Raw genomic sequence first — 12,999 nt, forward strand, 5'->3', positions numbered from 1 at the left:
TCAACACCTCTTTTGCTCCGCTTTCGACCGAGACGATCGAATCGTCAATCAGGCGAAACCACACTGCCTTATCGACTCCTTCGGGCTTCGCTGAATTGAAGCGCAACCGCTGTCGAAAATCGTATAACTCATTGAATATCAAGGAGTTTTCCGTTTCGACTGCGCCGGAAGTGGGGCGAATTATAGACATGTAGAATCTACCGTCAACCCCTAATTTAGCTGTTCTATCAATATCCTAAAAAAACCAGACGAATCCGCCTCTATATAAGAAGCATAGAAACACCATGAGCAATATATTGCTCAAGCGCTCTTAGTTGAGCATCATGTCGCCGCACCGAACCTACCGCCCTCTGATCCGGATGATGCCTTGCCATGAATGACCAACCCCGCAGCCTTGCCTCGACGCTGTTCCCGGTGGGACTGCTGCTGATTGCCATGGCGTCCATTCAATCCGGTGCCTCCCTGGCCAAAAGCATGTTCCCGATCGTGGGAGCACAGGGCACCACTACGCTGCGCCTGATTTTCGCCAGCATCATCATGCTGCTCCTGCTGCGCCCATGGCGCGCCAAGCTCACCGCCAAGTCCCTGCGCACCGTCATCGTCTATGGCATGGCACTGGGCGGCATGAACTTCCTCTTCTATATGTCGCTACGCAGCGTTCCTCTGGGAATCGCCGTAGCCCTGGAGTTCACCGGTCCGCTTGCCGTGGCCATTTATGCTTCGCGCAAGGCCATCGACTTTCTCTGGATTGCCCTGGCGATCATCGGCTTGCTGCTGTTGATCCCGACCAGCGATACGAGTGCCGGCATCGACCTGATCGGCGCTGGCTACGCATTGGGGGCCGGGGTCTGCTGGGCCCTGTACATTCTGTTCGGGCAAAAGGCCGGAGCCGACAACGGTATTCAGACCGCCGCGCTCGGCGTAATGATCGCCGCCTTGTTCGTCGCCCCTATCGGTATCGTCCACGCGGGGGCCGCCTTGCTGACACCAGGCCTGATCCCCATCGCCATCGGCGTGGCCGTTCTCTCCACTGCCCTCCCCTACAGCCTGGAGATGGTTGCCCTGACCCGCATGCCAGCAAGAACCTTCGGCACGCTGATGAGCATCGAGCCCGCTTTCGGCGCCTTGTCCGGATTGCTGTTCCTTCACGAGTACCTGTCCCTCGCACAGTGGATAGCCATCGCCTGCATCATCCTGGCGTCAGTAGGCGCAACCATGACCATGCGCAGCGAATCGAAACCTTTGGTAGCAGCTGATTGATTCTCGGTTGTACATAGCTCTGGTATTTGCCGCTTAATTAGGCCATGTTTAGGCGCTCTAACTCAGCGCCAGTCATGGATTTTTCGGGCAAGGACCGCACAGACGCTAAAAGTGACAGCTAACGCAGTCGAACTCGGGCAACAGATCCGGGATCAGTAATAGGGACGGGAATGAAACGTTTTTTGATTCTGTTAGCCGTACTTGCCATCGCAGGTTGCGCCGCGACTTCAAAAACCGAAGTCAAACGCGGAAAGAAGGGATTGCACATCAACTGCTCCGGCCTGTCCTCCTCCTGGGACAAATGCTACGCCAGCGCCGCAGCCTCCTGTGGCCCCAAGGGCTACAAAGTGATCGCCAAGTCCGGCGATACGGTGGAAGACCCGGGTGACTACCCCTTTGGCCTGAACCCCGCCGGCTACACCAGCCGCAGCATGATCGTCATCTGCAAGTAGGCAGTTCCTGCCTACCGCACATCCTCGGGCGACAACTGGCGAGTGATTTCGTCATGGCTCGATTTCAGCACCTGGCGCTGAATGTCCTGGCTGACCAGCATTCGCGCCACCACCAGCGCCCCAACACATTGCGACAGGATCGACCAGGCCAGGCTGTCGCTGCCCAGGGTGCGTGCCCAACTCTGCTGCAAGCGGCAAATCCAGTCTTGCGCCTGCTGTCGAACCGCCTCGTCCGCCCGTGAAATTTCCGCCCCCAAGGCCGGCAGCGCACAGCCCGTTGCGGGGCTCTCGACGTGCGCCATGCTCAAATAGTGCTTGAGACAGCGCTCAAGCCGCATCCGGCTCTGTTCGCCATCCGCCCCCAGACGCTCAAGACTCAGCCGCAGCTCCCGCTCGACGATCGAACTGAACAGCTCATCCTTGGATGAAAAATGGCTGTAGAACGCACCGCCGCTCAGGCCGATCGCTTTCATCAGGCCATCGACGCCCACAGTCGAGAACCCGGCCTGTTTAGCTGACACAGCGCTGCTTTCCAGCAGCCGCTCCCGGGTTTCCTGCTTGTGACTGGCCGAATACCGCATGACTTCCCCCTCCTCACTTCACCTTGACGGCTCCGCAGATCGTAGCATAACGTTCGTTTAGTTAACGACCGTTTACCCATAGAGCGATCCCACCATGACTACAGCCACAGAGAACAAGAAAGTCGTTTTGGTCGTCGGCGCCGGCGATGCCACAGGCAGTGCAATCGCCAAGCGTTTTGCCCGGGAAGGCTTTGCGGCCTGCGTCACCCGGCGCAGTGCGGAGAAACTGCAGCCCCTGGTCGATGCCATCCGGCAATCGGGAGGCGAAGCCCACGGGTTTGCCTGTGACGCCCGAAAAGAGGAAGAAGTGATTGCCTTGATCGAACGGATCGAAAGCGAGATCGGCCCGATCGAAGCCCTGGTGTTCAATATCGGCGCCAACGTGCCGTGCAGCATCCTTGAGGAAACCGCGCGCAAGTACTTCAAGATCTGGGAAATGGCCTGCTTCTCCGGCTTTCTCAATGCGCGGGAAGTGGCCAAGCGCATGGTCGTCCGCAAACGCGGGACCATTCTGTTCACCGGCGCCACCGCAGGCCTGCGCGGTGCGGCGGGGTTTGCCGCCTTCGCCGGCGCCAAGCACGGCATCCGTGCCCTGGCGCAAAGCATGGCCCGGGAGCTGGGGCCGCTGAATATCCACGTGGCCCACGTGGTGGTCGATGGCGCCATCGACACCGACTTCATCCGCACCAGCTTCCCGGAAAAGTACGCGCTCAAGGAGGAAGACGGCATCCTCAATCCCGAACATATCGCCGACAACTACTGGCACCTGCACAGCCAGCCGCGAGATGCCTGGACCTTCGAACTGGATCTGCGGCCCTGGAACGAGCGCTGGTAACCCCCTCCTGCAGAACAACAAAAAGGGAGCACCACCCATGAGCAAAACCGTCGAGTTCTTTTTCGACCTGGGCAGCCCGACCTCGTACCTGGCCTACACCCAGCTACCGAAGATCTGCGCCCAGACGGGCAGCCAGCTGATTTATCAGCCCATGCTGCTTGGCGGCGTCTTCAAGGTCACCGGCAATGCTTCGCCAATCAGCATCCCCGCCAAGGGGCGCTACATGCTTGCCGACCTGGCCCGTTACGCCAAGCGTTATCAGGTACCCCTGGCATTCAACCCACACTTCCCGATCAACACCCTGCTGCTGATGCGCGCGGTGACCGGTATGCAGCTGCGCCACCCGCAGCGTTTTGTCGGTTTTATCGATTGCCTGTTCCGCGCACTCTGGGTCGAGCAGCGCAATCTGAACGATCAGGACACTATTGCCGCAGTACTGAGCGAGGCGGGTTTCGACCCGCAGGAAGTGCTGGCCCTGGCCAACGACGAAGAGGTCAAGAACGCCCTCAAGGACAAGACCGAACAAGCCTTGCAACGCGGCGTTTTTGGCGCGCCGAGCATGTTCGTCGATAACCAGTTGTTCTTCGGCCAGGATCGCCTGGACTTTGTCCTCGAAGCCTTGAGTTGAGCCAAGGCATCAAGCCACGAATGCGCGCCGCCCGCCCAACGCTGGCGGCGCGATTCACTTTCAGAGAGCGGCGGTCCGGGTATTCAGCCACGCCAACCCCGCGCCCTGCAGCAGCGGGCTCAGGCGCCGACGCACTTCGGCGTGATAGGCATTGAGCCATTCGCGCTCGTCCTGGGTCAGCAGCGACGGTTCCAGGCAGCGACTGTCGATCGGGCACAGCGTCAGGGTTTCGAACTTGAGGAACTCGCCAAACTCGGTGCTACCGGCTTCACGGTTCATCGCCAGGTTTTCGATACGCACGCCCCAACGCCCTGGACGATAGGTACCCGGTTCGATGGAGGTGATCATCCCCGGCTGCATCGCAGTCTGCGGCGCCGGCGCCGCCTGATAGGCGATCACTTGCGGGCCTTCGTGGACATTCAGGAAGTAACCCACGCCATGGCCGGTGCCATGCCCGTAGTCCACGCCTTCGGCCCAGATCGGCGCCCGGGCGATGGAATCCAGCAGGGGCGACAGGATGCCCCGCGGGAACTGCGCCCGGGACAAGGCGATCACGCCCTTGAGCACCCGCGTGCAATCGCGCTTCTGCTCGGCGCTCGGCTTGCCGACCGGAACCATGCGGGTGATGTCCGTGGTGCCGCCCAGGTATTGGCCGCCAGAGTCGATCAGCAGCAGGCCGTCGCCTTCGATCACGGCATGCTCTTCTTCGGTGGCATGGTAATGCGGCATCGCACCGTTGGCATTGAACGCGGCGATGGTGTTGAAGCTCAGGGAGACGTACCCCGGACGACGGGTCCGCGCCGCGGTCAGATGCTTGTCGATGGTCAGCTCGGTGATGCGTTCCCGTCCCCAGGCCGACTCCAGCCAGGCGAAGAACTCGCAGAGCGCCGCCCCGTCCTGCTCCATGGCCTGACGAATATGCTCGGCATCGGCCAGGCTCTTCTGCGACTTGGCCAGCGTGGTCGGGTTCAGGCCTTCCAGCAGCTTCACGCCGCTGCCGAGGTTATCCAGCAAACCGCTGGTAACCCGCGCCGGATCGACCAACAGGCTCGCACCGTCGGCAATCGCACTCAGGGCGGCGGCCACTTCGCTGTAATCCCGCAGAGTGACCCCATCCTGTTCCAGCACGGAGCGCAACGCCTGGTCGACCTTGCTCAAGGCCACGAACAGCGTCGCCTGCTGCTGGCTGACCAGGGCGAAGGAGACGAACACCGGGTTGAACGAGACGTCAGCGCCACGCAGGTTGAACAGCCAGGCGATATCGTCGAGGGTGGCGATGAAGTGCCAGTCCACACCGCGTTCCTTCAGGGTTTCGCGCAACTTGCCGAGTTTTTCGCCGCGGCTGACCGTGGCCTGGGGCGGCAAATGCTCATAGATCGGCTGGTTCGGCAGGCTCGGACGATCGCTCCAGACCTCATTCAACAGGTCTATGTCGGTCCGCAGGCGAGCGCCTCGCTCCTGCAGCTTGTTGCCCAGGGTGCGCGCCGAAGCCACCGCCATCACTGCACCGTCGACTGCGACCACACCCCCTTCCGGGGTCTGTTCGGCCAGCCAGTCCAGGGGGCCGGGCTGGCCCGGCAGCAGCTTGACCAACTCGATGCCGCTGCCTTTGAGTTCCTTGGTCGCTTGCTCCCAATAGCGGCTGTCGGCCCAGACCCCGGCGAAGTCCGCGGTCACGATCAGGGTGCCGACCGAACCGTGGAACCCCGACAGCCACTGCCGCCCCTGCCAGTAACCGGGCAGGTATTCCGACAGGTGCGGGTCGGCCGACGGCACCAACAGGGCATGAATGCCCTCGCGGCTCATCAGTTCACGGGTGCGCGCCAGGCGCTGGGGGACCACTCCATTGGTCAAGGGCTGTGTACTCATTGTGTCTCCTGCTAACCAGGTCAATCATTGTTATTGGATACCGAGGACCTTGGCCCTCAGGGTTGGGTAACCGCCCAGAATGCCGGCGCGCTGGCGGATGAAGCCTTGATCAGTTGGGCCGCCCGATCGACGTCCTGCTCGGTGGTGAAGCGCCCCAGGCTCAGACGGATGGTCCGGCCAGCGGCCCGGGCGTCGAGCCCCAGCGCCAGCAACACATGGGACGGCGCATTGCTCGCCGAGTTACAGGCCGAGGTCGCGGAAAACGCGATTGAAGCACTCAGGGCCGCCGGATTGAACTCCCCCTCACCGAACGTCAGGCTCAAGGTATGCGGGATACGCCGGTCCAGACTGCCATTCAAGCGTAGCCCCGGCACATCGGCCAGTTGTTCGAGCAGGCGCTCACGCAGGCGCACGATAGTCGCCGCTTCTTCGTCGAAATGTTCGGCCGCCAGGGCAAAGGCGGCGCCCATGGCGGCAATCTGATGGGTGGCGAGCGTCCCGGAACGCAAGCCGCCTTCATGGCCTCCGCCGTGGATCTGCGCCTGCAAGCGCTGCTGGGCGCGCGGGCCGACGTAAAGCGCACCAATCCCCTTGGGTCCGTAGATCTTGTGGGCGGAAAAGGACATCAGGTCCACCGGCCACTGCGCCAGGTCAATCGCCACCTTGCCCACGCCCTGGGCCGCATCCACATGCAGCAGCGCTCCGTGCTCACGCACCACGCGCCCAATACCGGGGATGTCATTGAGGGTGCCCAGCTCGTTGTTGACCAGCATCAGCGACACCAGGAAGGTGTCCTCGCGCAAGGCTGCGCTGACCGCCTCGGGCGTGATCAGCCCATCGCGGTCCGGCACCAGGTAAGTCACGGCCACGCCGGCCGCCTGCAACTGGCTGGCGGTATCGAGAATGGCCTTGTGTTCGATCTGGCTGGTGACGACATGCCCACCGGAAACACCCCGGGCCTGGGCCACGCCCTTGAGCGCCAAATTGTTGGATTCGGTGGCGCCGGAGGTCCAGACGATCTGTTCGGGGGCCGCGCCCACCAGTTGCGCGACCTGCTGCCGCGCCAGCTCGACGCTGCGCCGGGCCTGCTGGCCGAAGGCGTGGGAACTGGATGCCGGGTTGCCGAAGTTACCCGTGAACCCCAGGCATTCCACCATCACCTGGATGACCCGCTCATCCACCGGCGTGGTGGCGGCGTAATCGAAATAGAGAGGACGTTCGTTCATCACAAAAATACTCGCAGAGCCTGTTCCAGGATCAAGGTTCGCTCGGTGCCGAATGCCTGTGTGCGCCCTTGCGGCAACGCAACAACGGCAGACCGTCAGCAGTACCCGATCGGATGCAGTTAAAGAAGGACAACTTCGTTTAAAAGTGCGTAGGAACGCTCCCGAGGGGCAGCTTAACAGGCTCCGGGAGCCGGGTTAAGCGAGGTTCGGCCACGGGGCCGAAGAACAGGGCGAGGCAGGAAAAATCACCACAGGGTTTTGCAGCCCGCGACTGGCAGCCCGTCAGCCGTTGCGAGCAGGAACATGACGGCTCGCTGAATCAGCTGGCGCGGCCATGCAGGACCACAGTGTGCTCGGCATTCATCTCACCCTGCTGGTCGAAACCGAAGGTCGGTTGCGCAGCCCTCAGCAGCTCGGCCTTTTTCTGCTGGTATTCGTCGAAGGACAGCCCGCGCCGGTTCAGGGCCTCCATCGCCAGTTCGCGGGTTTCCTCCGCAGTATAAGGGCGCGATTCCGGGCCCGGCTGGCTGGCACAACCGGCCAGGACCACAGTGGCGGCGAACAGGGAAAAGACGAATGAACGGTTCATGGCAAAAGCTCCTGGATCTGGGCTGCGAGGCAATGGACACAGGCTACCGCCGCCCTTTCCGGGACAGAAATCAACAGACTCAATAGTCGCTATCGATGACTTCTACTACCGCTCCATGACGCCCTCAAATATTCCATACAGATCTATAAATATAGAAACAAAGTATTTTTTAGGCATATCAGCAAGCCTATATAACAGGCCCATCGCCGCACCCGCTGTTGCCTGAGCAACTGTTCGCCAGGCAACAGTCAATCAACAAAACACTGTCTGCCGAACAACAGCAACCACCCGGCAAAAGCGCCACAAGCCCTGCCAGCCAAGGCTTTGCGCTGCTGGTACAGCTCTTGCTCAAGCCCTGGGACTACTCACTGCTCGCCGAGCCCCTGTTAAGGAACTGATCATGTCGCGTCCATTGAAAGTCGTTGCCCTGTCCGGCGGTACCTGGCGCCCCTCGCGCACCCTGGTGCTGACCCAGGCGCTGCTCGCCGAACTGGCGCAGCACTTGCCGATCGAGAGCAGGCTCATCGAGCTGGGCGATATCGCCCGGCCGTTGGGCGCGGCCCTGTCCCGCCAGGAACTGACGGCGCAAGTCGAAGCCGAGTTGCAGGCCATCGAAAGCGCCGACCTGCTGCTCGTCGCGGCACCGGTGTATCGCGGCTCCTACCCGGGTCTGCTCAAGCACCTGTTCGACCTGATCGACCTCAACGCCCTGATCGACACCCCGGTGTTGCTGGCCGCCACCGGTGGCAGCGAACGCCACGCCCTGGTGCTCGATCACCAACTGCGCCCGCTGTTGAGTTTCTTCCAGGCCGTGACCTTGCCGATCGGCGTCTATGCCACCGAGGCCGACTTCGCCAACTACCAGATAACCAGCGAGCCCTTGAAGGCCCGCATTCGCCTTGCGGCAGAACGTGCCGCGCCGCTGTTCGGCGTGCACCCGAACCCTCTGCTGAAAATCGCTTAAGGACCTGTCATGGATGTGTTCTGGTTTCTTCCGACCCACGGCGACGGCCATTACCTGGGCACCGCCCAGGGCGCGCGCCCGGTCACCCTCCACTACCTCAAGCAAGTGGCCCAAGCCGCGGACAGCCTGGGTTACCACGGCGTGCTGATCCCTACCGGGCGCTCCTGCGAAGACTCCTGGGTGATCGCCTCGGCGCTGGTGCCGCTGACCGAACGCCTGCGCTACCTGGTGGCGATTCGTCCGGGGATCATCTCGCCGACCGTATCGGCACGCATGGCCGCCACCTTGGACCGGCTGTCCAACGGCCGCCTGCTGATCAATGTGGTGACCGGCGGCGACCCCGACGAGAACCGCGGCGACGGCAGCTTCCTCAGCCACAGCGAGCGCTACGAGGTCACTGACGAGTTCCTCAGGATCTGGCGCCGGGTGTTGCAGGGCGAAGCCGTGGACTTCGAAGGCAAGCATTTGCACGTGCAGAACGCCAAGGCCCTGTACCCGCCTGTGCAGAAGCCCTACCCGCCGCTGTATTTCGGCGGCTCCTCCGACGCCGCCCATGACCTCGCCGCCGAACAGGTGGACGTCTACCTGACCTGGGGCGAACCACCGGCCGCCGTCGCCGAGAAACTCGCCGACGTGCGCGAGCGCGCCGCGCGCCACGGGCGCACTGTGAAGTTCGGTATCCGCCTGCATGTGATCGTGCGCGAAACCGAAGAAGACGCCTGGAAAGCCGCGAACAGGCTGATCGAACACATCAGCGACGAGACCATCGCCGCCGCCCAGCAATCCTTCTCGCGCTTCGACTCCGAAGGCCAGCGGCGCATGGCCGCCTTGCACGACGGACGACGCGACAACCTGGAAATCGCCCCCAACCTCTGGGCCGGCGTCGGCCTGGTGCGTGGCGGCGCCGGCACCGCGCTGGTGGGCAATCCGCAACAGGTGGCGGCACGCATCAAGGAGTACGCGGACCTGGGAATCGAAAGCTTCATCTTCTCCGGCTACCCGCATCTGGAAGAGGCCTATCGCTTCGCCGAACTGGTGTTCCCGCTGCTGCCGGAACCCTACGCCAGCCTGGCCGGACGCGGCGTGACCAACCTCACCGGGCCGTTCGGCGAAATGATCGCCAACGATGTGCTGCCAAGCCAAAAAGCGGCTGGGGCTTGAGGGCCTTCATCGCCTGATAGAACGCCATCGCGGGCAAGTCGGCCCACCAACTCCACGGCCGCCCAACCGGCCCCAACGAGGAACACCGCGTGACTGCCAAGCCGCAAAGCGCCCTGTTGTCCCCCTTGCAGACCGCTCGCCAGCTGGCGGCCGAGTTTGCCCTGACCGCCGTCGAACGCGACGAGCGTGGCGGCACCCCGAAAGCCCAGCGCGACGCCCTGCGCCACAGCGGGCTGCTGGCCCTGAGCATTCCCACCCAGTACGGCGGCCTCGGCGCCAGCTGGAGCGAGACCCTGAACATCGTCCGCGAGTTCGCCAAGGTCGACAGTTCCATCGCCCACGTCTTCGGTTTCCATCACCTGATGCTGGCCACCGTGCGCCTGTTCGCCCGGCCCGAACAATGGCAGCCCTGGTTCGAACAGACCGCGCGCAAGAACTGGTTCTGGGGCAACGCCCTCAACCCCCTGGACACCCGCACCGTGGTGAAGAACCTCGGCGGCTGGCGCGAGTTTTCCGGCAAGAAGAGCTTCTGCTCCGGCGCCAGCGACTCGGAAATGCTCATCGCCTCGGCGGTCGACGAAAGCAACGGCGGCAAGCTGCTGATCGCCGCCATCCCCAGCGGCCGCAGCGGCATCACCCTGCACAACGACTGGAACAACATGGGCCAGCGCCAGACCGACAGCGGTAGCGCCAGCTTCGAGCGGGTGCGGGTCGAGGAGTCGGAACTGCTGCTCGACCCGGGCCCGTTGAGCACGCCGTTCGCCTGCCTGCGCCCGCTGATTGCCCAGCTGACCTTCAGCCATATGTTCCTCGGCATCGCCGAAGGTGCCTTTGACGAGGCGCGCCAGTACACCCTCAACGAAACCCGGCCCTGGCATAAATCCAGCGCGCAAGAGGCCTCTCGCGACCCTTACGTGCTGGGCCATTACGGCGACTTCTGGGTGGCTCTGGAAGGCATGCGGTTGTTGGTGGAACGGGCGGCGCAGCTGCTGGACAAGGCCTGGGCCAAGGGCCCGAACCTCAGTGCCGAGGAACGCGGGCACCTGGCCACGGCCATCGCCACCGCCAAGGTTGCGACCAGCCGCCAGGGCCTGGAGTTGTGCAGCCGCCTGTTCGAGGTCACCGGCGCCCGCTCCACCCATGCCTCCCTGCGCCTGGACCGGCATTGGCGCAACCTGCGCACGCAAACCCTGCACGACCCGGTGGATTACAAGCGCCATGAGCTGGGCGACTGGGCGCTGAACCAGTCCCTGCCGACCCCGACTTTCTATTCCTAGCCTGCCCGGAGCCCGCCCATGCAACTGCTGACCCTACCGCCCTCGCCCGCCCTGGCCACCTCGATCCGCGCCACCGCCCAGGTGTTCGAGGACCCTAAATCCCAGGCCCTGCTGGCGCATCTGCAGCAGGTCGCGCCCAGCGAGGCCAGCGTGCTGATCATCGGCGAGACCGGTACCGGCAAGGAGCTGGTGGCGCGCCACATCCACAACCTCAGCGCCCGGCGCAACCGGCCCTTCGTGGCGGTGAACTGCGGTGCGTTCTCCGAATCGCTGGTGGAGGCCGAGCTGTTCGGCCATGAGAAAGGCGCCTTCACCGGCGCCTTGAGCGCCAAGGCTGGCTGGTTCGAGGAGGCCAACGGCGGCACCCTGTTCCTCGACGAGATCGGCGACCTGCCGCTGGCGATCCAGGTGAAGTTGCTGCGGGTGTTGCAGGAGCGTGAAGTGGTGCGCCTCGGCTCGCGCAAAAGCATTGCCATCGACGTGCGGGTGCTGGCGGCGACCAACGTGCAGCTGGAAAAAGCCATCAACGCCGGGCATTTCCGCGAGGACCTGTATTACCGCCTCGACGTGGTCAGCCTGGAACTGAGCCCGCTGCGCGAACGCCCCGGCGATATCCTGCCGCTGACCCGGCACTTCATCGAGGCCTATAGCCAGCGGCTGGGCTATGGCACCGTCACCATCAGCCCCGAGGCCGAGCACAAGCTGCGCAACTACAGCTGGCCGGGCAATATCCGCGAGCTGGAAAACGTCATCCATCACACGCTGCTGATCTGCCGCGACGGTGTGATCGAGCGCGACGACCTGCGCCTGTCGAACCTGCGCATCGAGCGCCAGGACGACAGCCACCCCAGCCGCGACGACTCAGCCGAAGCTCTGTTGGAACGGGCCTTTCGCAAACTCTTCGAAGAACAGGCCGGAGCCCTGCACGAGAAGGTCGAAGATGCCCTGCTGCGCGCAGCCTACCGCTTCAGCCATTACAACCAGGTGCACACCGCCAACCTGCTGGGCCTGAGCCGCAACGTCACCCGCACCCGGCTGATCAAGATCGGCGAACTGACGGTGAACAAGCGCCGCCCGCCGGAAAACCCCGGCCAGCACGAGCGCACCCTGCAACTGTCGATCTAGCTGGCCAGCCGGCAGTGCAGCGCGTTGTCCGGGCTGCATTCGATGCTGCGCACCACCTGGAACGAACCGAAGGTCACGGTCTTGGCCCGATAGGCACGGATCAGTTGCCAGAAGTCCTGTTCCCCTTTCTCGAACCCCTGGAAGGCCGCCTCGCCGGCTTCCCGGGTTCGCCATTGCAGGTAGTTGAGCACCCGCCGGCCGTCATCGCTGGCCTGCACGCTGGCACTCAGGAAGCCCCGGCAGCCCTGGGCCAGACGCTCGGTCTGCTCGGACAGCGCGGCGATCAGCCCGGCTTGCTGATGGGGTTCGATCTCGAATTCGATCAATTGGGTGAAGCTACGGTTTTGCTCAAGCGAGTGCATGGAGAGTCCCCCACTGACGGATAAAACCGAATCTTGCGATTCGAAGGCCTGCAGGGTAAAACTTCGAGTTAACTAGAGGTCAAGCGCCTTTTGCTCATTACCTGTCAGCCGGAGCGCCCCATGCTCAATCCGCCAGCCACCCAGAAGGAACTCACCGTCGGTCAACTGGCCGCCCGCAGCGGCGTGGCGGTCACCGCCCTGCATTTCTATGAAAGCAAGGGCCTGATCAAGAGCAACCGCAACGCCGGCAACCAGCGCCGCTACCCGCGGGAAGTGTTGCGCCGGGTGGCGCTGATCAAGGTGGCGCAGCGCCTGGGCATTCCCCTGGCGGAAATTGGCCAGGCGCTGCACAGCCTGCCGGACCACCGCGCGCCGACGGCGGCCGACTGGAAGCGGCTGTCCGAGCAGTGGAGCCTCGAGTTGGACGAGCGGATCCAGCAACTGACCCTGCTGCGGGACCGCCTCAACGGCTGCATCGGCTGCGGCTGCCTGTCGATGGAAGCCTGCCCGCTGCGCAATCAGGGCGACATGCTGGGCGAACGCGGCCCGGGCGCGCGCTTGCTGGAAACCGATTGAGGCTATTACCCGCTCCCCCTCCGAAATTGGATCCACTCGTCGGTCCAGGCCGGTCAGGGGACCTGCCGTGCCTATAGTGAACCCACCGGAAAAC

General features: G+C 63.3%; 15 protein-coding genes. 9 read left to right on the plus strand and 6 right to left on the minus strand.

Annotation, left to right across the window (positions count from 1 at the left end; genetic code table 11):
- Positions 1-190 (minus strand): hypothetical protein (locus ACQKQA_RS08085; RefSeq protein WP_427555288.1); only part of this gene is annotated, 190 nt, incomplete at its 3' end.
- Between the two features lie 182 nt (positions 191-372).
- Between ACQKQA_RS08085 and rhtA the strand changes: the two genes are divergently transcribed.
- Together rhtA and ACQKQA_RS08095 are read left to right on the plus strand one after the other, a co-directional pair.
- Positions 373-1,260, plus strand: a complete 888-nt coding sequence (rhtA, locus tag ACQKQA_RS08090; protein WP_427555290.1) for a threonine/homoserine exporter RhtA — start codon at positions 373-375, stop codon at positions 1,258-1,260.
- A gap of 170 nt (positions 1,261-1,430) precedes the next feature.
- Complete coding sequence (locus tag ACQKQA_RS08095; RefSeq protein ID WP_009044877.1) at positions 1,431-1,712, plus strand: hypothetical protein; 282 nt, start codon at positions 1,431-1,433, stop codon at positions 1,710-1,712.
- Between the two features lie 11 nt (positions 1,713-1,723).
- On the opposite strand, the gene ACQKQA_RS08100 is transcribed toward ACQKQA_RS08095, so the two are convergent.
- A complete protein-coding gene (locus ACQKQA_RS08100; protein WP_427555292.1) occupies positions 1,724-2,293 on the minus strand; it encodes a TetR/AcrR family transcriptional regulator in 570 nt (189 codons plus the stop codon).
- A 94-nt stretch (positions 2,294-2,387) separates the two neighbouring features.
- Between ACQKQA_RS08100 and ACQKQA_RS08105 the strand changes: the two genes are divergently transcribed.
- Positions 2,388-3,128, plus strand: a complete 741-nt coding sequence (locus ACQKQA_RS08105; protein WP_427555294.1) for an SDR family oxidoreductase — start codon at positions 2,388-2,390, stop codon at positions 3,126-3,128.
- A gap of 37 nt (positions 3,129-3,165) precedes the next feature.
- Positions 3,166-3,756 carry a 2-hydroxychromene-2-carboxylate isomerase gene (locus ACQKQA_RS08110; protein ID WP_427555296.1) on the plus strand — a complete coding sequence of 197 codons (591 nt, stop codon included), beginning with the start codon at positions 3,166-3,168 and terminating at the stop codon, positions 3,754-3,756.
- Positions 3,757-3,816: 60 nt separating this feature from the next.
- Here the strand turns inward: ACQKQA_RS08110 and ACQKQA_RS08115 are convergent, their stop codons facing one another.
- The 3 genes from ACQKQA_RS08115 to ACQKQA_RS08125 form a co-directional block, all read right to left on the minus strand.
- Positions 3,817-5,625 carry an aminopeptidase P family protein gene (locus ACQKQA_RS08115; protein ID WP_427555298.1) on the minus strand — a complete coding sequence of 603 codons (1,809 nt, stop codon included), beginning with the start codon at positions 5,623-5,625 and terminating at the stop codon, positions 3,817-3,819.
- A 56-nt stretch (positions 5,626-5,681) separates the two neighbouring features.
- Positions 5,682-6,851 carry a cysteine desulfurase family protein gene (locus ACQKQA_RS08120; RefSeq protein ID WP_427555300.1) on the minus strand — a complete coding sequence of 390 codons (1,170 nt, stop codon included), beginning with the start codon at positions 6,849-6,851 and terminating at the stop codon, positions 5,682-5,684.
- 319 nt (positions 6,852-7,170) lie between these two features.
- A complete protein-coding gene (locus ACQKQA_RS08125) occupies positions 7,171-7,440 on the minus strand; it encodes a hypothetical protein (protein ID WP_427555302.1) in 270 nt (89 codons plus the stop codon).
- A gap of 400 nt (positions 7,441-7,840) precedes the next feature.
- On the opposite strand from ACQKQA_RS08125, the gene msuE reads away from it, so the two are divergent.
- The 4 genes from msuE to ACQKQA_RS08145 all read left to right on the plus strand — a co-directional run bounded on the left by msuE (position 7,841) and on the right by ACQKQA_RS08145 (position 11,967).
- A complete protein-coding gene (gene msuE, locus ACQKQA_RS08130; RefSeq protein ID WP_427555304.1) occupies positions 7,841-8,404 on the plus strand; it encodes an FMN reductase in 564 nt (187 codons plus the stop codon).
- A gap of 9 nt (positions 8,405-8,413) precedes the next feature.
- Positions 8,414-9,565, plus strand: a complete 1,152-nt coding sequence (ssuD, locus tag ACQKQA_RS08135; protein WP_427555306.1) for an FMNH2-dependent alkanesulfonate monooxygenase — start codon at positions 8,414-8,416, stop codon at positions 9,563-9,565.
- 89 nt (positions 9,566-9,654) lie between these two features.
- Entirely contained in the window at positions 9,655-10,842 is a 1,188-nt protein-coding gene (locus ACQKQA_RS08140) for an acyl-CoA dehydrogenase family protein (protein WP_427555308.1), read from the plus strand.
- An 18-nt stretch (positions 10,843-10,860) separates the two neighbouring features.
- Complete coding sequence (locus ACQKQA_RS08145) at positions 10,861-11,967, plus strand: sigma-54 interaction domain-containing protein (RefSeq protein WP_427555310.1); 1,107 nt, start codon at positions 10,861-10,863, stop codon at positions 11,965-11,967.
- Here the strand turns inward: ACQKQA_RS08145 and ACQKQA_RS08150 are convergent.
- Entirely contained in the window at positions 11,964-12,329 is a 366-nt protein-coding gene (locus ACQKQA_RS08150; RefSeq protein WP_427555312.1) for an antibiotic biosynthesis monooxygenase, read from the minus strand. The genes ACQKQA_RS08145 and ACQKQA_RS08150 overlap by 4 nt on opposite strands.
- A 120-nt stretch (positions 12,330-12,449) precedes the next feature.
- Between ACQKQA_RS08150 and soxR the strand changes: the two genes are divergently transcribed.
- Positions 12,450-12,905 (plus strand): redox-sensitive transcriptional activator SoxR, encoded by a 456-nt coding sequence (gene soxR, locus ACQKQA_RS08155; protein WP_427555314.1) that lies wholly within the window; start codon positions 12,450-12,452, stop codon positions 12,903-12,905.
- The last annotated feature ends 94 nt before the right edge of the window (positions 12,906-12,999 follow it).

Source organism: Pseudomonas sp. NPDC089530 (genome assembly GCF_050280705.1).
Classification (GTDB): domain Bacteria; phylum Pseudomonadota; class Gammaproteobacteria; order Pseudomonadales; family Pseudomonadaceae; genus Aquipseudomonas.

Excerpts from the sequence above, each read along its gene's own strand:
- rhtA (WP_427555290.1), top strand. The coding sequence starts at position 373 with ATGAATGACCAACCCCGCAGCCTTGCCTCGACGCTGTTCCCGGTGGGA.
- ACQKQA_RS08095 (WP_009044877.1), top strand. The coding sequence starts at position 1,431 with ATGAAACGTTTTTTGATTCTGTTAGCCGTACTTGCCATCGCAGGTTGC.
- ACQKQA_RS08100 (WP_427555292.1), bottom strand. The coding sequence starts at position 2,293 with ATGCGGTATTCGGCCAGTCACAAGCAGGAAACCCGGGAGCGGCTGCTG.
- ACQKQA_RS08105 (WP_427555294.1), top strand. The coding sequence starts at position 2,388 with ATGACTACAGCCACAGAGAACAAGAAAGTCGTTTTGGTCGTCGGCGCC.
- ACQKQA_RS08110 (WP_427555296.1), top strand. The coding sequence starts at position 3,166 with ATGAGCAAAACCGTCGAGTTCTTTTTCGACCTGGGCAGCCCGACCTCG.
- ACQKQA_RS08115 (WP_427555298.1), bottom strand. The coding sequence starts at position 5,625 with ATGAGTACACAGCCCTTGACCAATGGAGTGGTCCCCCAGCGCCTGGCG.
- ACQKQA_RS08120 (WP_427555300.1), bottom strand. The coding sequence starts at position 6,851 with ATGAACGAACGTCCTCTCTATTTCGATTACGCCGCCACCACGCCGGTG.
- ACQKQA_RS08125 (WP_427555302.1), bottom strand. The coding sequence starts at position 7,440 with ATGAACCGTTCATTCGTCTTTTCCCTGTTCGCCGCCACTGTGGTCCTG.
- msuE (WP_427555304.1), top strand. The coding sequence starts at position 7,841 with ATGTCGCGTCCATTGAAAGTCGTTGCCCTGTCCGGCGGTACCTGGCGC.
- ssuD (WP_427555306.1), top strand. The coding sequence starts at position 8,414 with ATGGATGTGTTCTGGTTTCTTCCGACCCACGGCGACGGCCATTACCTG.
- ACQKQA_RS08145 (WP_427555310.1), top strand. The coding sequence starts at position 10,861 with ATGCAACTGCTGACCCTACCGCCCTCGCCCGCCCTGGCCACCTCGATC.
- ACQKQA_RS08150 (WP_427555312.1), bottom strand. The coding sequence starts at position 12,329 with ATGCACTCGCTTGAGCAAAACCGTAGCTTCACCCAATTGATCGAATTC.
- soxR (WP_427555314.1), top strand. The coding sequence starts at position 12,450 with ATGCTCAATCCGCCAGCCACCCAGAAGGAACTCACCGTCGGTCAACTG.